This window comes from Nocardia sp. NPDC004711 (assembly GCF_053601595.1).
On sequence record NZ_JBSGCB010000008.1, the window covers coordinates 101,848 to 126,342 of the forward strand.

At 68.7% G+C, this 24,495-nt stretch carries 24 protein-coding genes and 1 tRNA gene; 14 read left to right on the top strand and 11 right to left on the bottom strand.

Features of this window, described 5'->3' with window-relative positions; genetic code table 11:
* Positions 1–183 precede the first annotated feature (183 nt).
* The 4 genes from acs to ACWEKS_RS09885 all read left to right on the top strand — a co-directional run bounded on the left by acs (position 184) and on the right by ACWEKS_RS09885 (position 5,086).
* Positions 184–2,130: an acetate--CoA ligase gene (acs, locus tag ACWEKS_RS09870; RefSeq protein WP_452339711.1), complete on the top strand. Its 1,947-nt coding sequence runs from the start codon at positions 184–186 to the stop codon at positions 2,128–2,130.
* A 201-nt stretch (positions 2,131–2,331) separates the two neighbouring features.
* Complete coding sequence (gene nhaA, locus ACWEKS_RS09875; protein WP_452339807.1) at positions 2,332–3,600, top strand: Na+/H+ antiporter NhaA; 1,269 nt, start codon at positions 2,332–2,334, stop codon at positions 3,598–3,600.
* Positions 3,597–4,112 (top strand): phage holin family protein, encoded by a 516-nt coding sequence (locus tag ACWEKS_RS09880; RefSeq protein WP_452339712.1) that lies wholly within the window; start codon positions 3,597–3,599, stop codon positions 4,110–4,112. The genes nhaA and ACWEKS_RS09880 overlap by 4 nt, the downstream gene beginning before the upstream one ends.
* A 23-nt stretch (positions 4,113–4,135) precedes the next feature.
* Positions 4,136–5,086, top strand: a complete 951-nt coding sequence (locus tag ACWEKS_RS09885) for an alpha/beta fold hydrolase (RefSeq protein ID WP_452339713.1) — start codon at positions 4,136–4,138, stop codon at positions 5,084–5,086.
* A 72-nt stretch (positions 5,087–5,158) separates the two neighbouring features.
* Here ACWEKS_RS09885 and ACWEKS_RS09890 read toward each other — a convergent pair whose 3' ends face one another.
* The 4 genes from ACWEKS_RS09890 to nth are packed head-to-tail and all read right to left on the bottom strand — an operon-like array spanning position 5,159 to position 8,454.
* The gene (locus tag ACWEKS_RS09890) at positions 5,159–6,352 is read right to left on the bottom strand and encodes a MarP family serine protease (protein ID WP_354839071.1); all 1,194 of its coding nucleotides are present in this window, start codon (positions 6,350–6,352) and stop codon (positions 5,159–5,161) included.
* Positions 6,349–7,077, bottom strand: coding sequence for an NUDIX hydrolase (locus ACWEKS_RS09895; RefSeq protein WP_452339714.1), 729 nt, complete (start codon positions 7,075–7,077; stop codon positions 6,349–6,351). The genes ACWEKS_RS09890 and ACWEKS_RS09895 overlap by 4 nt, the downstream gene beginning before the upstream one ends.
* A gap of 37 nt (positions 7,078–7,114) precedes the next feature.
* Complete coding sequence (locus tag ACWEKS_RS09900; RefSeq protein ID WP_452339715.1) at positions 7,115–7,777, bottom strand: TlpA family protein disulfide reductase; 663 nt, start codon at positions 7,775–7,777, stop codon at positions 7,115–7,117.
* Positions 7,774–8,454 (bottom strand): endonuclease III, encoded by a 681-nt coding sequence (gene nth, locus ACWEKS_RS09905; RefSeq protein ID WP_452339808.1) that lies wholly within the window; start codon positions 8,452–8,454, stop codon positions 7,774–7,776. The genes ACWEKS_RS09900 and nth overlap by 4 nt, the downstream gene beginning before the upstream one ends.
* A 286-nt stretch (positions 8,455–8,740) precedes the next feature.
* Here nth and ACWEKS_RS09910 point away from each other — a divergent pair, with 286 nt between their 5' ends.
* Together ACWEKS_RS09910 and ACWEKS_RS09915 are read left to right on the top strand one after the other, a co-directional pair.
* The gene (locus ACWEKS_RS09910; protein WP_081986109.1) at positions 8,741–8,968 is read left to right on the top strand and encodes a hypothetical protein; all 228 of its coding nucleotides are present in this window, start codon (positions 8,741–8,743) and stop codon (positions 8,966–8,968) included.
* A gap of 273 nt (positions 8,969–9,241) precedes the next feature.
* On the top strand, positions 9,242–9,916 hold the full coding sequence (locus ACWEKS_RS09915) for a Crp/Fnr family transcriptional regulator (RefSeq protein WP_019044571.1): 675 nt from the start codon (positions 9,242–9,244) through the stop codon (positions 9,914–9,916).
* 114 nt (positions 9,917–10,030) lie between these two features.
* Here ACWEKS_RS09915 and ACWEKS_RS09920 read toward each other — a convergent pair whose 3' ends face one another.
* The 3 genes from ACWEKS_RS09920 to ACWEKS_RS09930 all read right to left on the bottom strand — a co-directional run bounded on the left by ACWEKS_RS09920 (position 10,031) and on the right by ACWEKS_RS09930 (position 11,538).
* Positions 10,031–10,837, bottom strand: a complete 807-nt coding sequence (locus ACWEKS_RS09920) for an MBL fold metallo-hydrolase (protein WP_452339716.1) — start codon at positions 10,835–10,837, stop codon at positions 10,031–10,033.
* 81 nt (positions 10,838–10,918) lie between these two features.
* On the bottom strand, positions 10,919–11,374 hold the full coding sequence (locus ACWEKS_RS09925; protein WP_357000552.1) for a RidA family protein: 456 nt from the start codon (positions 11,372–11,374) through the stop codon (positions 10,919–10,921).
* Positions 11,374–11,538, bottom strand: coding sequence for a DUF4177 domain-containing protein (locus tag ACWEKS_RS09930; protein WP_085996654.1), 165 nt, complete (start codon positions 11,536–11,538; stop codon positions 11,374–11,376). Before ACWEKS_RS09930 ends, ACWEKS_RS09925 begins: the two co-directional genes overlap by 1 nt.
* A 168-nt stretch (positions 11,539–11,706) precedes the next feature.
* Here ACWEKS_RS09930 and ACWEKS_RS09935 point away from each other — a divergent pair, with 168 nt between their 5' ends.
* Entirely contained in the window at positions 11,707–12,726 is a 1,020-nt protein-coding gene (locus tag ACWEKS_RS09935) for an ArsA-related P-loop ATPase (RefSeq protein WP_364621551.1), read from the top strand.
* A 2-nt stretch (positions 12,727–12,728) separates the two neighbouring features.
* Entirely contained in the window at positions 12,729–13,907 is a 1,179-nt protein-coding gene (locus ACWEKS_RS09940; protein WP_452339717.1) for an ArsA family ATPase, read from the top strand.
* 124 nt (positions 13,908–14,031) lie between these two features.
* Here ACWEKS_RS09940 and ACWEKS_RS09945 read toward each other — a convergent pair whose 3' ends face one another.
* On the bottom strand, positions 14,032–14,355 hold the full coding sequence (locus tag ACWEKS_RS09945) for a WhiB family transcriptional regulator (RefSeq protein ID WP_033089817.1): 324 nt from the start codon (positions 14,353–14,355) through the stop codon (positions 14,032–14,034).
* Positions 14,356–14,655: 300 nt separating this feature from the next.
* Here ACWEKS_RS09945 and ACWEKS_RS09950 point away from each other — a divergent pair, with 300 nt between their 5' ends.
* Positions 14,656–17,019 carry a penicillin-binding protein gene (locus ACWEKS_RS09950; RefSeq protein ID WP_452339718.1) on the top strand — a complete coding sequence of 788 codons (2,364 nt, stop codon included), beginning with the start codon at positions 14,656–14,658 and terminating at the stop codon, positions 17,017–17,019.
* Between the two features lie 75 nt (positions 17,020–17,094).
* Here ACWEKS_RS09950 and ACWEKS_RS09955 read toward each other — a convergent pair whose 3' ends face one another.
* Entirely contained in the window at positions 17,095–17,559 is a 465-nt protein-coding gene (locus ACWEKS_RS09955) for a GatB/YqeY domain-containing protein (RefSeq protein WP_354839043.1), read from the bottom strand.
* Between the two features lie 83 nt (positions 17,560–17,642).
* On the opposite strand from ACWEKS_RS09955, the gene ACWEKS_RS09960 reads away from it, so the two are divergent.
* From ACWEKS_RS09960 to ACWEKS_RS09975, 4 genes are all read left to right on the top strand, one after another.
* Positions 17,643–18,608, top strand: coding sequence for a metallophosphoesterase (locus tag ACWEKS_RS09960; protein ID WP_452339719.1), 966 nt, complete (start codon positions 17,643–17,645; stop codon positions 18,606–18,608).
* Positions 18,609–18,660: 52 nt separating this feature from the next.
* Positions 18,661–19,767: a hypothetical protein gene (locus tag ACWEKS_RS09965; protein ID WP_452339720.1), complete on the top strand. Its 1,107-nt coding sequence runs from the start codon at positions 18,661–18,663 to the stop codon at positions 19,765–19,767.
* A gap of 30 nt (positions 19,768–19,797) precedes the next feature.
* Entirely contained in the window at positions 19,798–20,868 is a 1,071-nt protein-coding gene (locus tag ACWEKS_RS09970; protein ID WP_452339721.1) for a hypothetical protein, read from the top strand.
* Positions 20,869–20,933: 65 nt separating this feature from the next.
* Positions 20,934–21,007 (top strand) — tRNA-Pro (locus tag ACWEKS_RS09975).
* Positions 21,008–21,127: 120 nt separating this feature from the next.
* Here the strand turns inward: ACWEKS_RS09975 and ACWEKS_RS09980 are convergent.
* Positions 21,128–21,988, bottom strand: coding sequence for a helix-turn-helix transcriptional regulator (locus tag ACWEKS_RS09980; protein ID WP_452339722.1), 861 nt, complete (start codon positions 21,986–21,988; stop codon positions 21,128–21,130).
* 153 nt (positions 21,989–22,141) lie between these two features.
* Between ACWEKS_RS09980 and ACWEKS_RS09985 the strand changes: the two genes are divergently transcribed.
* Positions 22,142–22,762, top strand: a complete 621-nt coding sequence (locus ACWEKS_RS09985; protein WP_452339723.1) for a YbhB/YbcL family Raf kinase inhibitor-like protein — start codon at positions 22,142–22,144, stop codon at positions 22,760–22,762.
* A gap of 59 nt (positions 22,763–22,821) precedes the next feature.
* Here the strand turns inward: ACWEKS_RS09985 and ACWEKS_RS09990 are convergent, their stop codons facing one another.
* On the bottom strand, positions 22,822–24,411 hold the full coding sequence (locus ACWEKS_RS09990) for a succinic semialdehyde dehydrogenase (protein ID WP_452339724.1): 1,590 nt from the start codon (positions 24,409–24,411) through the stop codon (positions 22,822–22,824).
* Positions 24,412–24,495 lie beyond the last annotated feature (84 nt).

The following is a 24,495-nucleotide window of genomic DNA, read 5'->3' on the forward strand; positions in this document are numbered from 1 at the left end:
GTGACACAGTGCACAGCAGCGGGGACCTCGCGTTCACGGTTCGGTCATGCCGCCGATGGGAGCCTCGTCACGACCGCCCACCGATCGAGACGGGCGAAACACGACGCAGGTCACAGTCGGTTAGGGTCGAACGTGGCCGCCGTCACCCCTACGCGGCCTGCACGCGAGAGAAGAAGAGACGAGATGACCGAAACCACCGCCGACCACCTGGATGCCTATCCGCCCAGCGCTGAGTTCGCGGCCGCCGCCAACGGCGACGCCTCTCTTTATGCTCGAGCCCAAGCGGACCGGGACGGGTTCTGGGCCGAACAGGCACGGCGCCTGCACTGGCATCAGCCCTTCACCCAGGTGCTGGACTGGGACGACGCGCCCTTCGCCAAGTGGTTCGCCGACGGCAAGCTCAATGTCGCCTACAACTGCGTGGACCGGCACGTGCTCGACGGGCACGGCGACCGGGTCGCCATCCACTGGGAGGGCGAGCCCGGCGACTCCCGCGACATCACCTATGCCGAGCTGCTGGCCGAGGTGTCGCGTGCCGCCAACTACTTCACCGGCCTGGGGCTGGCCGCGGGTGATCGGGTCGCCATCTACATGCCGATGGTCCCCGAGGCCATCGTGGCCATACTGGCCTGCGCCCGCCTGGGCCTGACCCACTCGGTGGTCTTCGCCGGCTTCTCCCCCAGCGCCCTGCGCCAGCGCGTCGACGACGCCGCGGCCAAGCTGGTCGTCACCACCGACGGCCAGTGGCGGCGCGGCAAGCCGGCCCCGCTCAAGGCGGCCGTGGACGAGGCTCTCGCCGAGGGTGATTCGACCGTCGAGCATGTACTCGTGGTGCGCCGCACCGGCATCGAGACCGAGATGACCGAGGGCCGCGACCTGTGGTGGGACGAGACCGTCGCGCTCGGCTCCCCCGAGCACGAGGCGCAGGCCTTCGACGCCGAGCACCCGCTGTTCATCCTCTACACCTCCGGCACCACCGGAAAGCCCAAGGGCATCCTGCACACCTCCGGCGGCTACCTGACCCAGGCCGCCTACACCCACCACCACGTGTTCGACCACAAGCCCGGTCAGGATGTGTACTGGTGCACCGCCGATATCGGCTGGGTGACCGGGCACAGCTACATCGTGTACGGCCCGCTGGCCAACGGCGCGACCGAGGTCGTCTACGAGGGCACCCCGAACTTCCCGGACGAGCACCGGCACTGGCAGATCATCGAAAAGTACGGCGTCACGATCTATTACACGGCGCCGACGCTGGTGCGCACGTTCATGAAGTGGGGCCGCGAGATCCCGGATTCGCACGACCTGTCCAGCCTGCGGCTGCTGGGTTCGGTGGGCGAGCCGATCAACCCGGAGGCCTGGCGCTGGTACCGGGATGTGGTGGGCGGCAACAAGACTCCCATCGTGGACACCTGGTGGCAGACCGAGACCGGCGCCATCATGATCTCGCCGCTGCCGGGCGTCGCCGCGGCCAAGCCGGGCGCGGCCATGACCCCGCTGCCGGGTATCTCCGCGAAAGTCGTGGACGAGGAAGGCAATCCGGTCTCCCTCGGCGAGACCGAGGCCAACGGGTATCTGGTGCTCGACCAGCCGTGGCCGTCCATGCTGCGCGGCATCTGGGGCGACAACGAGCGGTACCAGGACACCTACTGGTCCCGCTACGCCGAGAAGGGCTGGTACTTCGCCGGTGACGGCGCCAAGCTCGACACCGACGGGGACCTGTGGGTGCTCGGCCGCGTCGACGACGTCATGAACGTGTCCGGCCACCGCATCTCGACCGCCGAGGTGGAGTCCGCGCTGGTGGGCCACTCCGGCGTCGCGGAGGCGGCGGTCGTCGGCGCGTCCGACGAGACCACCGGCCAGGGCATCGTGGCGTTCGTGATCCTCACCGCCGAGGCCACCGACACCGGCGCCGATCTGATCACCGAACTCAAGGCCGAGGTCTCCCGCGAGATCTCCCCCATCGCCCGCCCGCGCGAGATCCACGTGGTGCCGGAACTGCCGAAGACGCGCTCGGGCAAGATCATGCGCCGCCTGCTGCGCGACGTGGCCGAAGGCCGCGAACTGGGCGACACCTCAACCCTGGTGGACCCCAACGTGTTCGAGTCCATCCGCGCCGGCAAGGCGTAAACGGGCAGACCCCGAAGCGGCCCCCTGATCGGCGATCAGGGGGCCGCTTCGGGTACGGGGTAGTCAAGAAGTTCCGGGCAGACCGTTAGAATTGCGCAAAAGGTGTGCCGGGAAGTCTGGTCGGCATGCGGTTGTGCCGTCGGTCCCTGGAGTGGTGTAGCACGCCGCTTTCTCGTCGACCGACCGAAAGGCTGCACCGTGATCACACAGGTCCGTTCCGAGCTGACCCGCTATCTGAGAACCGAAACCTTCGGCGGCGCACTGCTTCTCATCGCCGCGGCCGCGGCGCTCATCTGGGTGAACTCACCATGGGGCGCGAGCTACACGACCATGGTCGACACCAGGCTCGCCATTCCCGCCCTCCACCTCGACCTCACGCTGGCCGACTGGACCAAGGACGGCCTGCTGGCCATCTTCTTCTTCGTGGCCGGGCTGGAGCTCAAACGGGAGCTGGTGGTCGGTGAACTCGCCGACCGCAAACGCGCCACCCTGCCCATCGTGGCCGCCGTCGGTGGTGTGGTGTTGCCCGCGCTCATCGCCACCGCCGTCGGCTGGGGCGCGCCGGGCATGGACCGCGGCTGGGCCATCCCGGTCGCCACCGATATCGCCTTCGCGCTGGCCGTGCTCGCCATGACCGGATCGCGGATTCCGGCGGGCGCCCGGGTGTTCCTGCTCAGCCTGGCCGTGGTGGACGACCTGATCGCCATCATCCTGATCGCCGTCCTGTTCACCACCACCCTGAAGATGCTGTGGCTGCTGGTGGCCGTGCTGTGCCTGGCCGGCTGGGCGCTGGCCCAGCGCTTCCGCCTCGGCAGCCCGTTCATCTACGTCCCGCTGGGCCTGATCGCCTGGTACTCCCTGCACGAGGCCGGAATTCACGCCACCCTGGCGGGCGTGGCCTGCGGCCTGCTCACCCGGGTGCGACCGGATCCCGGCGAGGACGAGCACCGCGTGCCCGCCGCCCGGCTCGAGCATTTCTTCCAGCCCATCTCCGCCGCACTGTGCGTACCGTTGTTCGCGCTGTTCGCCTCGGGCGTTCCGCTGGATGCGAGCGTGCTGTCGAAGCTGTTCACCGACCGGCTGGCGCTGGCCATCGTCCTGGGCCTGCTGGTCGGCAAGACGGTCGGCATCTTCGGATCCAGTTGGCTCGCCGTCCGGTTGGGAATCGCGGAACGACCCGATGATCTCGGTTATCGGGACATGTTCGCCCTGTCGGTACTGGGCGCGATCGGCTTCACCGTTAGCCTCTTGGTGGCAGAACTGGCCTTGGAAGACGTCGGCGACGGGTCGGCCGCAGAGCTCGCGAAAGCGGCGGTGTTGCTCACGTCTTTGGCGGCTTCCCTGGCGGGTTCGGCGCTACTGTTGCGTCGGGGCCGTGCTCACCAGGCACGACGTGACGAGCGGGCACTGCAAAATCAAGAGCGACACCGGACAGTACTACCGGGACATGGAGAAGGGTCGAGCAATTGAGCTTCACACAGGGCGGTAACGGCTACGACGGGAACCGCACCCGCACCGTCACTTCGATTCCGCTGTCCGATGTCGACGCCCATCAGTCGGCGACCTTCGGCACCTTGGTCCGCGACGCGACCGAGCAGATGTCGACCCTGGTGCGCGCCGAGGTGGAGCTCGCCAAGGCCGAGGTCACCGGTGAGATCAAGAAGGGCCTGCAGGGCAGCGTCTTCTTCATCCTGGCGCTGACCATCCTGCTGTTCAGCTCCTTCTTCTTTTTCTTCTTCCTCGCCGAACTGCTCGACATCTGGCTGTACCGCTGGGCCGCGTTCCTGGTGGTGTTCCTGTTGATGATCGCGGCGGTCGCGGCCTTCGCGCTGCTGGGCTACCTGAAGGTGCGCAAGCTGCGTGCGCCGGCGAAGACCATCGAGTCCCTCAAGGAGGCGAAGAGCGTGCTGCCCAGTGGTTTCGGCCACACCGACGGGGAGACGGCCGAGGTCTCCGTCGAACTCGGCAAGCCCCGGACCTAGACCTTCGATTACGCTCCATCGGCGTGTCGTCGAATTCGCATCCGGATCCGTCCGCAGTCCGCTATGACGGGCCGTGGACCCATCGGGACGTGCACGCCAACGGCATTCGCTTCCACGTGGTCGAGGCCGTGCCCGCCGGGACGGCCTACACGGACCCGGACATGCCGCTGGTCGTGCTGCTGCACGGCTTCGGCGACTTCTGGTGGTCCTGGCGCCACCAGCTGACCGGGCTGGCCGCACGGGGCTTCCGCACGGTGGCGGTGGACCTGCGCGGCTACGGCGACACCGACAAGCCACCACGCGGTTACGACGGCTGGACCCTCGCCGGTGATGTCGCCGGCCTGATCCGCGCGCTGGGCCACACCGAGGCGACCCTGGTCGGGCACGCCGAGGGCGGCCTGGTGTGCTGGGCCACCGCCGTACTGCACCCGCGGGTGGTGCGATCCATCGCGCTGATCAGCTCCCCGCATCCGGTGGCGCTGAAGCGGGCGGTGCTGCGCGACAAGCCACAGCGCTCGGCCTGGCTGCCGGACTTCCTGCGCTATCAGGTGCCGCGGGTGCCCGAGGCCCGGCTCACCCGCGACGACGGCATCGCGATCGAACTCCTGCTCCGTGACCGGGTGGGCGAACGCTGGTCGGCCACCGAGGAATTCACCGACACCGCCCGCCGCATGCGCACCGCCATCCGGATCCCCGGCGCGGCGCACTGTGCGCTGGAATATCAGCGCTGGGCCTTCCGTAGCCAGTGGCGGCCCGACGGCCGGCGTTTCATGGCGGCCATGAGCGAACCGGTGCCGGTGCCCACGCTGGCCCTGTACGGCGACCGCGACCGGTACATCCTGCCGGGCACCATCCGCCGCGGCCGGCAGCTCTCGCCGCAGCGCCGGGTGGTGGCCATCCCGGACGCGGGTCACTATGCGCACCAGGAGAATCCGGAGCCGGTGACCGCGGAGATCGCCAAACTGCTGACCTGACGAGGCTCTCGGATACGGAAGAACGGCCCCGGCGAATCATGTTCGACGGGGCCGTTTTCGGTTCTTCCAGGCTCAGCTCAGCACACAGCTGCCGGTGCCGACCGCCGTCGATTGACCTGCCGCCGAGCTCAGTTCGGGCCGCACCTCGTCGAGGGTGAGCACGTACCCGGTGTCGTCGTCGGTGACCGCCGCGCCGAACACCACGCCCAGGATCCGGCCGTCGGTGTCCACCAGCGGGCCGCCGGAGTTACCGGCCCGGACCTGGCCGCGAATGGTGTAGACCTCACGCTTGACATCGGCGTCGCGGTAGATATTGGGACCCTTCAGGTTCAGGGTCTCGCGCACGCGGGCCGCGCTGGCGGTGTAGCGCCCGCCGCCCGGGTAACCGAGCACGATGGAACTCTCCCCCGAGCCGGCGTCGGCCGGAGCCAGGTCCAGCGGCTGCGCGTTCAGGCCCGGCACCGCCAGGATCGCCACGTCCTTGGACGAGTCGAACAACACCACGGTGGCGGGCAGCGACCCACGCGCGGTGTCCACACTGACAGTGTTGGTGCCCGCGACCACGTGCGCATTGGTCATGATGCGCTCCGGAGCCACCACGAAGCCCGAACCCTCCAGTTGCCGTTGGCAACTGGGCGCGATGCCGCGGATGCGCAGCACGCTGCCCTGCAGCTGCTGGGCCACCGGCAGCTGCAGCACGCTGGGATCGGGCGGTTCCACGGCGGTGATCGGGACGTGCCCGAACGGGCCGATGACATCCGGCAGCCCGGAGGTGTTGAGCAGGTTGGAGAAGTCGGTCGGCACCCGCCGCAGCCAGTCCGGCGCGACATGGTCGACATTGCGCAGCACCTGGGAGTTGGTGACCGCGGCTGCGATTCCGGGCTGCGAGGAGTTGGTCAGCGGCAGCGCCAGCAGCCACGCGGTGGCCAGCACCGCCACCGCCTGCAGGCCCGCGCCCACCACGCTGTCCACGCTGCGGGTGAACGGATCCCGCATGCCGCCGCGCGCGGCCCGCCCGAGCACCATGCCCGCGACCTCGCCGACGATCACCAGCGCCACGATGAGCAGCACGCCCACCAGCACCCGGGTGCGGCCCTCGTTCAGGTGCTTCAGGATGTGCGGCGCGATCAGAATGCCCGCGACCGCACCGAGGATGACGCCCAGGAAGGCGAGCGCCGAAGCGACCGCGCCCTGCCGCCACCCGGAGGTGGCGGCCAGCAGCGCCAGAATGATGATGCCGAGGTCGAGCCAGCCCGAGGCGCTCATAATGTCATCCCTACCGCGGCCAATGCGGCCTGCAGATCACGTACATCGTGATGGTCCCATTCGCGTTCCCACCCGGACACCGCCAGCAATCCGGCGAGCACCCCGGCGGTGAACCCCCACACCAGCATTCCGTCCACGGTGAACGCCGGGCCCACATAGCCCAGTGGATGGCGCACCACGAAACGGTTGGCCGGATCGATGAGCTCGGACAGCGGCACCCGCGCCACGCGGGCGGCCTCCGTCTCGCTCACCACCCCCACCTCGCCGGGGGTGCGCCAGTAGGCGACCACCGGCGTCACATCGAACCGCGAGGGCGGCACGAAGATCTTGGGCAGCACCGCGATCGGCTCCACGCCGGCGGGGTCGAGCCCCGTCTCCTCGCGCGCCTCGCGCAGGGCGGTGCTGATCGGGCCGTCGTCCTGCGGTTCCACCCCGCCGCCCGGGAAGGCCACCTGGCCGCTGTGCTGGCGCAGGGTGGCGGCACGCTGGGTGAGCAGCACGTCGGCATCGGCCGGAAGCCCGCCCTGCGCAGTCGAATCGGGCTCGGGGGAGCCGCCGAAGAGCACCAGCACCGACGCCTCCCGGGCCCGGGTCGCCGCCGCGGCGAAGCGCCGCATGGTGCTGTGGCGCAGCACCGGGTTCACGCCGGTGGGATCGGCCGGGTCGTGCTCGGCCACCCCGCGCAGCCACTCCGGAATGCCATTGGCAGACGCCTCGAGTCTCATCACCACACCCTTGTCGAAAGATCCATTCGTCCAGCCCTCACGCCCTGACCCCCAATTCGGCCGCGACGGTGGCGGAAATGTCCTCGACGCTGGTGAACGGGCGCACCACGACTTTCGCAACGGTGCCGTCGGCGCGCAACAGCACCGAGATCGGCAGCACGGCGGGCGCGCCGACGGCGGTGCGGACCCTGGCATTCGAATCCTCGACCCCGGGCAGGTGGATGCCGAGCCCGCTCAGCCGCGACAGCGCCTTGGCGGTCCCCGGATCGCTGTGCACGGTCAGCACCGTGAGCGCGTTCCCGGCCTGCTGCGAGAACTGTTGCAGCAGCGGCAGTTCCTCCGCGCACGGACCGCACCAGTAGGCCCACAGATTGAGCAGCGCGGGCTTGCCGGCCAGCGCCGCAACCAGATCCACCGGCCGGCCGTCGGCCAGGCAGTCCAGCGTGATGCCGCGCAACGGGCCGTCGCTTACGGGCGCGCCGGTGGGCACGGGACAGGCGGCCAGCGCCGCCGCGGCCCGATCCGAGTCGGCGACAGCCGGTTCGGCGGGCCCGGTGGCCGTGGTCGAGCCGGTCGCGGCGCTCTTGTCGTCGGAGTGGGTGAACTGCGGCCACAGGGCGACCGCCGCCGCCACGGCGACGATCACCGCCGCCAGCGCCCACCGCCACCCGGTGTTGCCCCGCGCCGTCTCGGCGCTCACAGGCCGACCAGCTCGAGAAGATGCTCGGTCTCCGGGCCCTTCACCAGCTTGGCGGCCTCGGTCGGATCGGTCGGCCCCGCGCCGAAGGACGGGCAGTCGTTGGCCAGCAGGCACGCGCCGCACGCGGGCTTGCGCGCATGGCAGACGCGGCGGCCGTGGAAGATCACCCGGTGCGAGAGCATGGTCCAGTCACGGCGCTCGATCAACTCGCCGACGGCGTGCTCGATCTTGACCGGGTCCTCCTCCGCGGTCCAGCCCCAGCGCCGCACCAGCCTCCCGAAATGGGTGTCGACGGTGATGCCCGGGACATCGAAGGCATTGCCGAGGATGACGTTCGCGGTCTTGCGCCCGATGCCGGGCAGGGTGACCAGTTCGCCGAGGGTGCCCGGCAGTTCGCCGTCGAAACGCTCGACCAGTTCCTGGCCCAGCCCGATGAGGGAATTGGCCTTGTTGCGGTAGAAGCCGGTGGGCCGGATGTACTCCTCCAGCTCGGCCCGATTGGCTTCGGCGTAATCGCGTGCGCCACGGTACTTCGCGAACAGCGCGGGTGTGGTGAGGTTCACCCGCACGTCGGTGCACTGCGCGGAAAGAATTGTGGCGACCGCCAATTCGAGGGGCGTGGTGAAATCCAGCTCGCAGTGCGCGTCGGGGAACTCGATGGTCATTTCCCGGTACATACGCCGGGCCCGCCGGACCAGGCCGATCCGAGTCTCTTTGTCGCGCTTGCGCGCTTTGGCCGGACGCGAAAACCGTGGCGCATCCGAGACATCGACCGGAGCTCCGTCAGGGGTCGCTTGAACGCCCGAATTATCCGGGTCTGCCCCGCTCACGGCCGCGTTGGATTCAGAGACACGCACGCCCCCACCTTACGGAACCACCCCTGCCCCACAACCGGGCTGAGTACCCGCCGTGTTCCATCTGAGACCTTCGGCGTGTTTACTGCTGCCTATGCAAGGACTCGCTGTGGTGCTGTTTCCGATAGCGCTGATGCTGTTCGCGTTGGTGATGGAACGGGTCGAGAATCGACTTCGCAAGCTTCTCGAACCAGACCCAGAGGTCCAGCAGTATCTCGATCGAGCCACGAATGCCGAGGTCAGCGATCTGACCAAGCTGGGTTTGCCGGCCGCGGCGGCGCGTCCGCGGCGCGCCCGGCCCGCGGCCAAGGGAATGGACGTCGCACAGGCCAGCTGATCCGCGCGGGTCAGTGGTCGAGTGGTCCGGTGGCTTTCAGCTCCGGACCACTTTTTACGATCTTCATGACGCAGGTCTCACGGCGTGTCGTAGATTGCTTATGAAGCGTGTCGCGAAACCGTCGTTGTGTGTCGCTTACTGCGGCTCCGCGTGTCTGAGAATGAGCTCGGCGCGTGGTGTCTATCACTACCCGGCGGTATTGCAAAGTAGACTGCACTGTCGGCCGAGTCGTTTCGGTCCAGGACAGAGCCATTTCCCATAAGGAGCACATTCGTGGACGAGGCCCTCGCCAGAGCAGGCATCTTCCAAGGCGTCGAGCCCACCGCGGTGGCCGCTCTCGCCAAACAGCTGCAGCCCGTTGACTTCCCGCGCGGCCACGTCATCTTCAACGAGGGCGAACCCGGCGACCGGTTGTACATCATCACCTCGGGCAAGGTGAAGATCGGCCGCCGCTCCCCCGACGGTCGTGAGAACCTGCTGACGATCATGGGCCCGTCGGACATGTTCGGCGAGCTCTCGATCTTCGACCCGGGCCCGCGCACCTCGACGGCCACCACCGTCACCGAGGTCCGCGCGGTCACCATGGACCGGGACGCCCTCAAGGCGTGGATCGATCAGCGCCCCGAGATCGCCGAGCAGCTGCTGCGGGTGCTCGCCCGCCGCCTGCGCCGCACCAACAACAACCTGGCCGACCTGATCTTCACCGACGTTCCGGGTCGTGTCGCCAAGGCGCTGCTGCAGCTCGCTCAGCGCTTCGGCACCCAGGAGGCGGGCGCGCTGCGCGTGACCCACGACCTCACCCAGGAGGAGATCGCCCAGCTGGTCGGCGCCTCCCGCGAGACCGTGAACAAGGCGCTCGCCGACTTCGCGCACCGCGGCTGGCTGCGGCTCGAGGGCAAGAGCGTGCTGATCTCCGACTCGGAGAGACTGGCCCGCCGCGCTCGCTGAGCGGCGACAGTTACGTACGCGAGGCGCGTCGCCACCCCCGTAGCGGTGGCGACGCGCCTCGACGTGTAGAGGACCGAACTCTTCGGATTCTCCGGGGCTTCGGCCCTGAAACCCCTATTCCCGTGAACGCAGGTACGCCAGCTGCGCTTCGACCGAGCTGTGGGCGGCCGGCCAGAGGCGCTTGTCCACATCGGCGTAGACCTCGGCGACGATCTGCAGCGCTTTGGCCTTGGGGCCGAGCTTCTCCAAGGCGGCGCGGACCTGGTTCAGGCGCTCCTCGCGGTGGGCGATGTAGTAGCGGATGACCGGTTCGGCGTCGGCATGGTCGGGACCGTGGGCCGGGAGCAGGGTGCGGCCGGGAGCGACCGCCACGAGCCGGTTCAGCGAGTCCAGATAGGCCGCCAGCGCGCCGTCCCAGGATTCCAGGACGGTCGTACCGCTTCCGAGGACGGTGTCACCGGTGAGCAGCGCTTGCTCGCCGTCCGGGCCGTCGAGCAGGAAGCTGAGCGAGTCCTCGGTGTGCCCCGCGGTGGCGAGCACCGTGATGCGCAGCCCGGCGACCTCGATGACCTCACCGTCGGTCAGGTGGGTGCCCGCGCCGCGCAGGAACTCGGAATCCTTGGCGCGCACCGCGGTTCCGGTGGCCTTGACCAGGTGGTCGATGCCGCCGGTGTGGTCGTGATGCTTGTGGGTGACGAGGGTGAGGGCGATGTTCCCACCGGTCTCGCGCACCAGCGCCTCGGTGTGCGCGCGATCCTTCGGACCCGGGTCCACCACAACGTATTCCGTGGTGCCGGGAGCGCGCAGCAGCCAGGTGTTGGTGCCCTGCAATGTCATTCCGCTGGGATTGTCGGCCAGCACGACGGCGGCGGACGGAGTCACTTGCCGCAGTTGCTCGTACGCGGGGTGAGTGAGCGTCATTGTTTCGTCCTAATGCACCGAGCGTGATGCGTCCAGAGTTGAACGCATCACGCTTCCGACTGTGCCCCAAGCATTTCGGGGTTACCGCACCTCGGCGATGAGTTCCACCTCGACCGGGGTGTTCAGGGGCAGCTCGTTGACGCCGACCGCGGAACGGGCGTGCACCCCGGCCTCGCCTAGCACCGCGCCGAGCAGCTCGGACGCGCCGTTGATGACCAGCGGCTGGCTGTTGAAGCCGGACGCGGAGGCCACGAAACCGACGACCTTGACGATGCGCACGACATTGTCGAGGCCGACCAGATCGTGCACGACCGCAAGGGCGTTGAGGGCGGCCAGCTTGGCCATCTCCGCGCCCTGCTCGACGGTGACCTCGGCGCCGAGCTTGCCGGTCAGCGGCAGCTCGCCGTTCACGAACGGCAACTGCCCGGAGGTGTAGACGTAGTTGCCGGACCGGACGCCGGGCACGTACACCGCGACCGGCTTCGGAGCCGGCGGCAGTTCGAGCCCGAGCTCCTTCAGGTTCTCGGCCCAGGACATCAGCTCTTCGCCCGCTTCAGGTAGGCGACGTGCTGTTCACCGGTCGGTCCGGGCAGCACCGTGACGAGTTCCCAGCCGTCGGAACCCCACTGGTCGAGAATGGCCTTGGTGGCATGGGTCAACAGGGGCACCGTCGCGTACTCCCACACGGTCACATCACTCATGCGCTGAGACTAGCCCGGCCAGGTTCCCCCAGTTCCCCAGGCCCGCCGACTACGCTGCGAGATCAGGAAATACGAGTTTCCAGAGTGGTGTATCAGACAGTTGCCGAGTCCTGTGGGCAGGAATTCGGAACGAGTTATAGGCTCGCGAGCGTGGGAGTACCGATAGCAGTGCCCGTTTCGGTTGAGCCGGGGGTCGAAGCAGGTTGGCCGGAGCGGGCGGACAAGGCCCGCCTGCACTACGTTTCCGGGAAAGGGGGCACCGGGAAGTCGACCGTCGCCGGGGCACTGGCACTGGCACTGGCCGCCGGGGGGCGCCGGGTGCTGCTGGTCGAGGTCGAGGGCAGACAGTCCATTGCCCAGCTGTTCGATCTCCCGCCCTTGCCGCCCACCGAGACTCGCATCGCCACCGCGGACGGCGGCGGCGAGGTGATGGCACTGGCCCTCGATGTCGAGCACGCCTTCCTCGAGTACCTCGACATGTTCTACAACCTGGGCTTCGCCGGGCGCGCCATGCGCCGGGTGGGCGCCATCGAGTTCGTCACCACCATCGCGCCGGGCCTGCGCGACGTGATCCTCACCGGCAAGATCAAGGAATGCGCGGTGCGCGCCGACAAGTCCGGCAAGCCCGCCTACGACGAGATCGTCATCGACGCGCCCCCGACCGGCCGCATCGCCAGCTTCCTGGACGTCACCCAGGCCATGGCCGAGATCGCCGGCGGCGGTCCCATCGCCGCGCAGGCCGAGGGCGTGTCCAAGCTGCTGCACTCCGAGCAGACCATGATCCACCTGGTCACGCTGCTGGAGGCGCTGCCGGTGCAGGAAACCGCCGACGCCGTCGCCGAACTCACCGCCAACGACCTGAATATCGGGACGGTCATCGTGAATCGGGCGAGCGAGGGCTACCTGCCGCGCTCGGTGCGCGAACAGGCCGCGCAGGGCACGGTCGACATCGACGCCCTGCGGGCCGGACTGACCGAGGCCGGGATCAGCCTGTCCGAGACCGATTTCGAGGGCCTGGTCGCCGAGACCGTGGAGCATTCCGCGCGGCTGGCCGCCCAGGACGAGAGCGCCGCCGAACTGGCCCAGCTCGACATCTCGCGGCTGTACCTGCCGTCGCTGACCGACGGCATGGATCTGGGCGGGCTCTACGAGCTGGCCGAAGTCTTGAGCGCGCAGGGGGTTCGCTAGTCATGGTCGTTCCGGCAGGCACTGTGCCCCTGGACATTTCGAAGATCCTCGCGGATCCGTCGGCCCGCATCGTGGTGTGTTGCGGCTCCGGCGGCGTCGGCAAGACCACCACGGCCGCGGCCATCGCGCTGCGCGCCGCCGAGTCGGGCCGCAAGGTCGTGGTGCTCACCATCGACCCGGCGCGCCGGCTGGCCCAGTCGCTGGGCGTGAACGATCTCGGAAACGCCCCGCAGAAGGTCGAACTCGGGCCCGAGGCCAAGGGCGAGCTGTTCGCCATGATGCTGAACATGCGCCGCACCTTCGACGACATGGTGCTCGAGCACACCAGTCCGGACAAGGCCGAGCAGATCTTCGCCAACCCGATCTACCAGACCGTCGCGTCCTCCTTCGGTGGCACCCAGGAGTACATGGCGATGGAGAAGCTCGGGCAGCTGGCGTCCAAGCGCGAGTGGGACCTGATCGTGGTCGACACCCCGCCCTCCCGCAATGCCCTGGACTTCCTGGACGCGCCGAAGCGACTGGGCAACTTCCTCAACGGCAAGATGATCCGGGTCATCATGGCCCCGGGCCGCGGGGTCGGGCGATTCGTGGCGGGCGCCATGAGCCTGGCGCTGCGCGGCGTCTCGACCATCGTCGGCGGTCAATTGCTCAAAGACGCCAGTGTCTTCTTGCAGTCACTGGAGTCCATGTTCGGCGGCTTCCAGGATCGCGCGGACCGCACCTACGCCATGCTGTCGCGGCCGGGCACCCACTTCCTGGTGGTGGCCGCGGCCGAGCCGGACGCGCTGCGCGAGGCGAGCTTCTTCGTCGATCGGCTCTCGACCGACCGGATGCCGCTGGCCGGCCTGGTACTGAACCGGACCCACCCGGTGCTGAGCGGCCTGTCCGCGGAGGAGGCGCAGGTTGCCGCGGATCGGCTCGCGCCGGAGACCGCGACCAACGGCGCGACGCCGGAACCCGAGGCGGACACCCCGGAGGCCCTGACCGCCGCGGTACTGCGCATCCACGCCCACCGGGCCGCCACCGCCAAGCGGGAACAGCATCTGCTGCACCGCTTCACGGGCGCGCACCCGAGCGTCCCGATCGTGGCCGTCACCGCGCTGCCGTTCGAGGTCGCCGACCTGGAAGCGCTGCGTGCGGTGGGTGATCAGCTGGTCGAGGCGGGCGTGAAGTCCGCCTGACCGAGTCAGGCAGTTCGACCCTTTGGTTTGAAATGCCCGATCCGACCCTGGACACGGATCGAGCCCGCTTTCGCGGGCTCGATCCGTTCTGCTTATAGGGGGGATCTGGGTAAGGGATACTCGGTTACATCGCTACCTTCTGTGATCGCTGGACGCGGAAGAAGTCCGCCCAACTCGTCACCTCCGGATGCTGCTTGAGCAGCGCGCGGCGCTGCCGCTCGGTCATGCCGCCCCACACTCCGAACTCGACACGGTTGTCCAGGGCATCCGCCCCGCACTCCATCAGCACCGGGCAGTGCCGGCAGATGGTTGCCGCTTTGCGCTGCGCTGCGCCACGCACGAACAGCTGGTCGGGATCCACTTCCTTGCATCGGGCCTGGGAAACCCAGGCGATTCTCGCTTCGGCCTGCTCCACGTCCAATCGAGCGATCGGGGTAGTCATGTGCATTTGGTGTGCCCCTTTGCAGTCCGAACACCGGGTCACGGCGCTCCAGAATCGCGAGTGCAGCGCGCAGTTACCCAACCCCACTGCGTTCTGCACCACATTCCACTTTGAGTGTTAGCTCTATCACACTGGGTTCTCAATCTAGGTAAAGGTGTGCGGCCTGCGCAAGACCGTCCCGAGATTTTCTGGTACGTCCGTCCACGCATTCGTTGCACGGAACCGGGCAGTCCGTCTCTTTTAGGACGAATGAACACCCCGCCGGGCGAACGCCGAGTGTCCGCGAGGCCAATTAGGCTAGGGCCCGTGCCGATCACACGAACGCTCTGGAGACTGGCAGGCGCGTGCGTCTTGGCCGCCGTGTTGCTCGCCGGGCTGCTGTTCCCGCTCGCCGGTGGCTTCGGGTTCATCTCCAACCGAGCCGCGGACGCCGTCGACAATGTCTCCGCCGAACTCGTCGAGGGCAGCGTGCCCGCCGTCTCGACCATGGTGGATGCGAATGGAACACCGTTCGCCTGGCTGTACGAGCAGCGCCGCTTCGAAGTCCCCAGCGAGAAGATCTCCAATGACATGAAACTGTCCTTGGTCTCGGTGGAGGACAAGCGCTTCGCCGACCACCACGGTGTGGACTGGCAGGGCACCTTCCGCGCCTTCCTGACCAACACGTCGGGCGGCCAGGTCTCCCAGGGTGGCTCCACCATCGACCAGCAGTATGTGAAGAACTACCTGCTGCTCGTCGTGGCCAAGACCGACGCCGAACGCCGGGCCGCCACGGAGACCACCCCCGCCCGCAAGATCCGCGAGATCCGGATGGCGCTGACCCTGGACAAGCGGCTCACCAAGGACGAGATCCTCACCCGGTATCTCAACCTGGTGCCGTTCGGCAACGGCTCCTACGGCATCCAGGACGCCGCGCAGACCTACTTCGGTGTGGACGCCAAGGATCTGAACGTCGTGCAGTCGGCCATGCTCGCCGGCATGGTGCAGTCCAGCTCCAAGCTGAACCCGTACACCAACCCCACGGGCGTGCTGGAGCGCCGGAACACCGTGCTGGACACGCTGATCCAGAATGTGCCCAATCGCGCCGACGAGTATCGCAAGGCCAAGGAATTGCCCCTCGGCGTGCTGCCCGAGCCCAAGGGCCTGCCGCGCGGCTGCATCGCGGCCAATGACCGCGGCTTCTTCTGCGACTACGCGATGCAGTACCTGAACAACGCCGGCATCAGCCGCGATCAGCTCGAGAAGGGCGGCTACCTGATCCGCACCACGCTGGACCCGGCGGTCCAGGACCAGGTGCGCGACTCGCTGGCCGCCAACACCAACCCGAATCTGGACGACATCGCCGAGGTCATGAATATCGTGGCGCCCGGCCAGGATTCGCATCCGGTGCTGGCCATGGGCTCGAGCCGCGTCTACGGCCTGGACGCCAACGCGCATCAGACCGTGCAGCCGCAGCCGTACTCGATGGTCGGTGACGGCGCGGGCTCGATCTTCAAGATCTTCACCACGGCCGCGGCCATGGAGAAGGGCCTGGGCATCAATGCCACGCTGGACGTCCCGGCGTTCTTCTCTGCCAAGGGCATGGGTAATTCCGGGACGCCGGGCTGCCCGCCGGAGACCTACTGCGTGAAGAACGCGGGCAACTACGCGGGCTCGATGTCGGTGACGCAGGCGCTGGCGACCTCGCCGAACACGGCGTTCGTCAAGCTGATCCAGGCCGTCGGGGTACAGCCGACCGTCGATATGGCGGTGCGCCTGGGCATGCGTTCCTACACCCAGCCCGGCACCTCCGGCCACGGCAACCAGAGCCTGGCCGACATGATCAAGGACCAGAACCTGGGCTCGTTCACCCTGGGCCCGGTGGCGATCAACCCCCTCGAACTGTCGAATGTGGCCGCCACGCTGGCTTCCAGCGGCAAGTGGTGCCCGCCCACCCCGATCAAGGAGGTGGTGGACCGCAACGGCAAGCAGGTGCCGCTGACCCAGCAGGCATGTGAGCAGGTGGTGGATCCGGGCCTGGCCAACACCCTCGCCAATGCCCTGAGCCAGGACGTGGTGAGCGGTACCGGTGCCGGTTCGGCACACTCGGTGGGCTGGAACGTCCCGACCTCGGCCAAGACGGGCACCACCGAGACCCACCGGTCCTCGGCCTTCCTGGCCTTCACCAACTCCTTCGCCGGGGCCAGCTACATCTACGGCGACAGCCCGACGCCGGGCGAGATCTGCTCGTTCCCGCTCCGCAGCTGTGGCAGCGGAAACCTGTACGGCGGTAATGAGCCCGCCAAAACCTATCTGGGCGCGATGAAGAACGTGCTCGACCACTTCCCGCCGGCGGCGTTGCCGCCGCTGGACGACAAGTACGTTCGCGGATCGAACAATTCGCAGATCCCGGATGTGATCGGCATGTCCCAGGCGGAGGCCACCTCCACCCTGGTCGGGGCGGGCTTCCAGGTGTCGGTGACGACGCAGCCCGGCGCGAACAAGGGGACGGTCATGAACGTCTCGCCGAACGGGTCGGCCATCCCGGGCTCGGTGATCACGCTCTACGTGAGCGACGGCAGTCAGATTCCGGCGCCCGCGCCGAACGCGCCGCCCACGGTGCCGGGCTTGCCGAGCATCCCCCTCCCGCAGCTGCCGCCGATCCCGATTCCCATCCCGATCCCGCGGTAGGCAATCTCGCGGCAGGCAAAGGAAAGGCCCGGAGTGATTCACTCACTCCGGGCCTTTCGTATCAACAAGACAGTGTCAGAGTCGCGCCTTCACGGCCGCGGAGATCCGCGACCCGTCCGCGCGCCCCGCGGCGAGCGCCGTCGCGGCCTTCATGACCTGACCCATCTGCTTCATCCCGGGCCGCTCCCCCAGCTGCTCGGCGACGTCGGCGATGGCGGTGTCGGCGATGTCGCCCACCTCGGCATCGGTGAGCTGGGTGGGCAGGTACTCGTCGATGATCGATTCCTCGGCGCGCTCGTTGGCGGCCAGCTCGCCACGCCCGGCCTGCTCGTAGACGACGGCGGCCTCATTGCGCTTCTTCGCCTCCTTCTGCAGGACGGCGATGATCTCCGCGTCGGAAAGCTCACGGGCCTCGGGTCCGGCGACTTCCGCGTTCTGAACGGCGGACAGCAGCATCCGCAGGGTGGCCAGCCGCAGCGTGTCCTTGCTCTTCATCGCGGTGGTCATGTCCGACCGCAGCTTGGATTTGAGTTCCGACATGAGCGACACGGTACGAGGGACTTCTATCGTGGTCCAGCTCATTTGACTCGATGTTTCTCCGCCGGGTCGCCTATTCTGGGCAAATGCCCGTCTTCTCGACTTCCGTCCTCAGCCGTGCCGCACTCGGAGCCGCCGGGGCCGCGGTCGCCGGAATCGGATACGCGACGCTCATCGAGCGCAATGCCTTCACGCTGCGTGAGGCGACGCTACCGGTGCTGGAACCGGGCAAGCCCTCCCTACGGGTGCTGCACATCAGCGACCTGCACATGATGCCCGGGCAGCAGTTGAAGCAGGCCTGGCTGCGGGAGCTGGACCGGCTGGAGCCGGATCTGGTGGTGAACACCGGGGACAACCTCTCGCACCAGAAGTCGGTGCCCGCCGTGGTGCAGTCACTGGGTGGATTGCTCGCGCGTCCCGGCATTTTCGTGTTCGGCTCGAACGATTACTTCGCGCCGGTGCCGAAGAACCCGTTCAAGTACTTCAACAAGGACCACAAGCGGGTCTACGGTGATCCGCTGCCCTGGCAGGATCTGCGGGCCGCGTTCACCGAGCGGGGCTGGCTGGACCTGACGCATGTGCGCCGCGATATCGAGGTCGCCGGGGTGCGGATCTCGACCGCGGGCGTGGACGATCCGCATCTGCAGCGGGACCGCTACGACACCGTGGCGGGTGCGCCGAATCCGCTGGCGGACTTGAGCATCGGACTCACCCACTCGCCGGAGCCGCGGGTACTGGACCGATTCGCGGCCGACGGCTACGACCTGGTGATGGCGGGCCACACCCACGGTGGGCAGCTGTGCCTGCCGGGCTTCGGCGCCCTGGTGACCAACTGCGGGATCGACCGCGCCCGGGTGAAGGGCGCCTCGCGCTGGGGCGCGCACACCCGGCTGCACGTGTCGGCGGGTCTGGGGACCTCGCCCTGGGCTCCGTACCGGTTCTGCTGCCGCCCGGAGGCGACGCTGCTGACGCTGGTCGGCGCGCCGCCGAAGAAGCCGGTCGCCGAGTCGGGGCGGGGTCGCACCGCGTCGTCGGAGGCTGTCGCGCGGTGAGCGCCCGCCGCGATATACAGCGCGGTATGTAGTCGTCAGTCAGGGGGCAACCGTGACCAGTGGAAACGACCACAGCAACGAGCCCGGCCGTCCGGAACCCGATCCGGACTGGTGGCAGGGTGTGCCCGGACAGGATCAGACCTGGCAGCAGCCGCAACCGTCGCCGCAGCCGGGTTATGGTGCGCCGCAGCCGGGTTATGGTGCGCCGCAACCCGATCCGGGCTGGCAGCAGCCCGGCTACGGGCAGCCGCAGGCGACGACCCCGCTCACCGGCGGCCCGTACGGCCAGCCCTATCCGCCCGGTCCCGCCCAGTACCTGGCCCAGTACCCGCCGACCCAAGCGTTCGGCGCGCCGCAGGGCTACGGCCAGCAGCCGCCCTATCCCCCGCCGCCCGGTGGCGGCAATCGCCGGGTATGGCTGTTCGCCGGTGTCGGCGTGCTGGTGCTGGCGATCATCGCCGCGGTGGTGGTCGTGGCGCTGGTGCACCGGAACTCGAACGACGCCTCGGCGAGGTCGAACACCGCGCCGTCGCTGATCAGCGCGCTCACCTCGACCGCGGCCAAGCCCACCCAGTCGGGCCGGCCGACGACCGCCAGGACCACCGCCCCGAAGGCGACCAGCACGCCCGCCGCGGTGATCCCCGGCTACCAGGTGGTCACGATCACGGACAACGGTGCGGCATACGACATTCCGCAGAGCTGGAAGGTGGACGGCACCGGGCAGAGCACCTTCGGCAGCGGCGCGGACAGCATTCCGGTGGCCGGGCTGGCGCAGGACGGCATCGAGTACTGCCCGAAGTACGTGCGCACCAACATCTTTCTGACCCAGTCCGACGAGACGGATCCGACACGGGCGGCGGCCGACATCGGCACCCGGATGGGCCGCATCGGCTGGTCCACATCGACGGGTGCGACGCCCGGCGCGGCGGAGTCCTTCCAGTCCTCGGACGGGCAGCTGCAGGGCATCTACATGGAGACCAAGGGCGCTGCCCCGGCTCCGGCGGCGGGCTGTGCCTCGACGTATTCGGTCTACACCTTCGCCTTCCCCGGCGACAGCGGCGCTTTCGTGTTCACCATCGCCGCGGACACCGGGGTGGACCAGTCCGTGGACGCGACCCTGGCGAAGAAGATTCTCGCCAGTATCCGCCCGATCCAGTAGCCGGCACGACTCGTCACAGGGGGTCCGACGATGAGCGGTGAAACCGACGGCCAGGACATCGATCCGGAGAAGACGACGTCCAGCGGGGACTGGTGGCAGGGGCCGGTGCACGAACGGCCGCAGCCCAGCCCACCGCGCCCGTATCCCCAGCCGAACCCGAATCCCCAAGCCTCCGGGCCGAATCCGATCCCGGGACCGGGTCCGGCCTCGGGTCCAGGACCGTGGCCGGGCCCGAGCCCGTACCAGTCGGGGCCCAACCCCTACCAGTCCTCGCCCTATCGGTCCGGGCCGAATCCCGTTCCGCCGAGCGCGAATTCGTACAGCACGGGCGCGTCGCCCTTCGCCGCCGGGCAACCGGGCGGCTTCGGGCCCCCGCCGGGCGGCAATCGCAGGCGGGTGTGGCTGCTGGCAGGCGTGGGCGCGCTCGTGGCGGCGATCGTGGCCGTCGTGGCGATCGTGATCGTGATGCGCGATTCCGGCAACGGCCCCACCCCGACCGCCGCGAAGCCCACCTCGATCACCAGCGCGCCCGCCACCACGCCGCGCACCACCACGACCCCGGCGTCCACCCTGGCTCCCCAGATTCCCGGCTATCAGGTCGACGTGCCCAAGGACCTGAAGGCCGCGTGGGACATCCCCAGCGACTGGAAGACCGATCTGACCGCCACCACCTACGGGAACGGCACCGACAGCATTCCCGCTGCGGGCTTCGCGGAGGAGGGTTCGGACTACTGCCCGAGCAATGTGCGGACCACCATGTTCCTGTCCACCTCGGATATCTCCGATGCGGCCGCGGCGGCCACCGATGTGGGTGCGCACGCCGCCCGCATCGGCTACACCACCAAGACCTCGCTCACCCCGGGCACCGCGCAACCCCTCGACACCAGCGACGGCCAGCTGCACGGCACCTTCCTGGAGACCAGCGGCGGCTTCACCGCTCCCGCGGGATGCGCCACCGGCTATTCGGTCTACACCTTCGCTCTCAGCGTGGGCGCCGGCAAGGGTTCGCTGGTGCTGGTGATCCTCGCCGACACGGGCGTGGATCGCTCGGTCACGGCCGATTTCGCGCGTAAGATGTTCGCCACTTTTCGCCTGCTTTAGAGCACCTGACCAGCCGATTTAACGTCTGGACGACGGGTGCGCTAAGCTACTGCAGGTTCGCTTCACGGGGTGTGGCGCAGCTTGGTAGCGCGCTTCGTTCGGGACGAAGAGGTCGCAGGTTCAAATCCTGTCACCCCGACTGTGTGGTTGAGACACAACTCGGCCCCCGGCTCTTTCGAGAGCCGGGGGTTTTGTGTTTTTCAGGGACCCCGCGTGTTTTTCAGGGACCCCGCTTGGTTTCGGGGTTGGTTTCCAGTCGTCAGCCCGCGACCGGACGAAGGCGGGTGCCGCCCAGGCGGTCCGCGTGGTCGGTGAGGATGGTGCGCAGGGCGGCGGCGGACGTCGCGTCCACGGGCGTGAGGACGGTGAGGCTGTAGTCGGCCCCGTCGGGGCTGGTGAGGTTGTCGTAGCAGACCGTCAGGTCGCCCGCGTCGGGATGCCGGATGCGTTTGGTGCCGTGGCTGCGGTCCTGAACCGCATGGTCATCCCACCAGGTGGCGAATTCGGGGCTGTCCGTGCGCAATTCGCCGATCACCTCGCGCAGGCGCGGGTCATCGGGGTGGCGGGCCAGGTTGCGGCGCAGGTTGCCGACGGTCTCGCGGGCCACCCGGTCCCAGTCCAGCTGGGTGGCGCGGGTGGCGGGGTCGAGCAGGGTCAGGCGGGCGACATTGATGCCGGGTTCGAAGCCCGGGCCGAACAGAGCCGACGCGGCGGTGTTGCGGGCCAGCACGTCGAGGCGGAAGTCGGACAGGTAGGCCGGGAGGGCGGGCAGGCCGTCGAGGATGGCGCGCAGTGATTCCGGCGGGTCGGCCGGTCGGCGGCGGGTGGGCGGCTGGGCGCCGCGGGCGATGAGGTGCAGGTGCGCGCGCTCGGCGTCGGTGAGCCGCAGGGCGTCGGCGAGGGCGTCGAGGATGGCGGCGCCGGGGGTGCCGACGCGGCCCTGTTCGAGGCGGATGTACCAGTCGACGCTGACCGCCGCGAGCTGCGCCACCTCCTGCCGTCGCAGGCCCGGAGTACGCCGCTGCCCGACGTTCGGCAGCCCCGCCTGTTCGGGGGCCAGCCGTTCCCGCATGGCCCGCAGGAAGGCGCCCAGCTCCCTTCCCGATGTCGTAGTGTCCACGCTCGCACTCCTTCTCGCCGGAGCCCCGGCTCCCGGCCCTCAGCCTAGGGTGCGGGCGGGTGGCACGCGGGATACCAGGGTGCGGACGATCTCCCTGGCGGTACCGGATTCCGAGAGTCTCTTCTCGTCAGTCGAACGACGAGGAGAACCGCCATGAATCGCACCGCACGCATCGTTTCCGCGACCTTCGCCGTGGCGGCCCTGCTGTCCGCCGCCGCCTGCGGCAGCGACCGGGATTCGTCCGCCGCGACCCCGAGCCCGAATCCGGCTCCGTCCGTTCAGGTTCGGGCCGTGGTTCCCGCGTCGGCCGCCCCGTTCACCGTCACCACCGGTGACGCCACGGCCGACCGTGCCTTCCCGGCCGACTTCTACGCGGGCGCCTTCGGCTGCACGGCCGCCAATCATGCCCCGCGCCTGCGCTGGTCCGGCGCTCCGGCCGGAGCGAAGAGCTTCGCGGTCACCATGTTCGACCCGGACGCGCCGACCGGCGCGGGCTTCTGGCATTGGATGAACTGGGACATCCCCGCCGCCGCAACCGATTTCACCGCGGGCGCCGCGAGTGTGGCGGGCGCCAACGACGCCGGCGTCCCCGGCTACCTGGGTCCGTGCCCGCCCGCCGGCGACCGGCCGCACACCTACCAGATCTCCGTGCTGGCCCTGGACACCCCGACGCTGGACCTGCCCGCGGCGACCACCCCGACGGTCGCGTCGTTCTCGATGGGTTCGCACATCATCGGGGTGGCACGACTGTCGCTGACCGCGCAGCGACCCTGACCCGAACGCACATCGGGTCCCGGCCAACCCGGCCGGGACCCGATGCGGTGGAACGGCTTTCAGCCCAGGTGCAGGCGCCGCATGAGGCGCAGCGTGACCAGGGTGGACTTGAGCTGCTTCTCGTAGGGCATGTTGGCGCGGGCCGCCATGATCTGCTTCTTCTGCACGCCGACATTGATGGTGTCGGTGTACTTGAGAATGCCGGCCGCGCCGTGGCGGGTGCCGACGCCGGACTGCTTCACGCCGCCCGACGGGGTGCCCTTGGCGGCGTAGCTGGTGACGAAGCCGTCGTTGATATTGATGGCGCCGGCTTCGACGCGCTCGGCGAGTTTCGTTGCGCGGTCGATGTTTCCGGTCCAGATGCTGGCGTTGAGGCCGTACGCGGTGTCGTTCGCGAGCGCGACGGCCTCGTCCTCGGTGCCGTACTTGTAGATGCTGACCACGGGGCCGAAGGTCTCCATGGTGGCGTGGGCCATGTCCTTGGTGACGCCGGTGAGGACGGTCGGCTCGAAGAAGGCGGGCCCGATGTCGGGGCGGGGGTTGCCGCCGGTGACGACGGTCGCGCCCTTCTCCCGGGCCTCGTCGACGTGGGCGGCGACGCGCTTCATGTGGTCCACCGAGACCAGCGAGCCCATCTCGGGATCGAAGTCGTAGCTGGCGCCCATCTTGCCGGCGAGGTCCTCGGCGGCGGCCACGAAGCGGCGCAGGTACTCGTCGTAGATGCGCTCGTGGACGTAGATGCGCTCGATGTGCATGCACGCCTGGCCGGTGTTGCCGAAGACGGCGAACACGGCCGAGGGGATGGCCTCGTCGAGGTTGACGTCGTCGAGCACGATCATCGGGTTCTTGCCGCCGAGTTCCAGGCTGCAGCCGATGAGGTTGCGCCCGGCCTGCTCACCGATGGTGCGGCCGGTGGCGGTGGAGCCGGTGAACATGACGAACTCGACATTGTCGATGAGGGTGGGGCCGACGTCGGGGCCGCCGCCGCAGACCACCTGGATGAGCCCGCGCGGCAGGCCCGCCTTCTGCAGCAGTTCGATGCCGTACAGGGTGCACAGCGCGGTCTTGTTGTCCGGCTTCATGATCACGCCGTTGCCGGCCATGAGCGCCGGGGTGGAGTCGGACATGGAGATGGCGAACGGGAAGTTCCACGGCGCGATGACCGCGACCACGCCCTTGGGCCGGTGCTCCTCGGTGGAGGAGGTGATGACCGGCATCGGGCCGCTGCGCTTCTTGGGCTTGAGGGTCTTCTCGGCGGTCTTCAGGTAGTGGGCGATGACCATCGGCGTATCGCACGCCTCCTCGATGGCCATCCGCCGCGCCTTGCCGCAGCCGATCTGGATCAGGTCCGCGATGGTCTCGATCTCGGAGAGAATCAGCTCGTGCGCGCGCTCGAATACGGCGAGGCGGTCCTTGAGCGGCCGGGCGGCCCATTCCTTCTGGGCGGCGCGGGAGATCTCGACGGCGGCCTCGACGTCCTCGGGCGAGGACTGCGGCAGGTAGCCGACGACGTCGCCGGTGTAGACCTCGACCATCTCGAAGGGCTCGCGGGCCTCGCCGGCCCGGCCCGCCGTCACCATCGCGGTCAGCCGGTTGATGAGGGATTCCGTGACGCGCGGCGGAAGCTTCGCCTTGCTCGTTGTGCTCATGGGACTCTCTCCACTACTTGCCGCCCGTGACGGCGGTCACCATGCTCCAAACTAGAACACGTTATTGTTCAGGACAACGGCGCG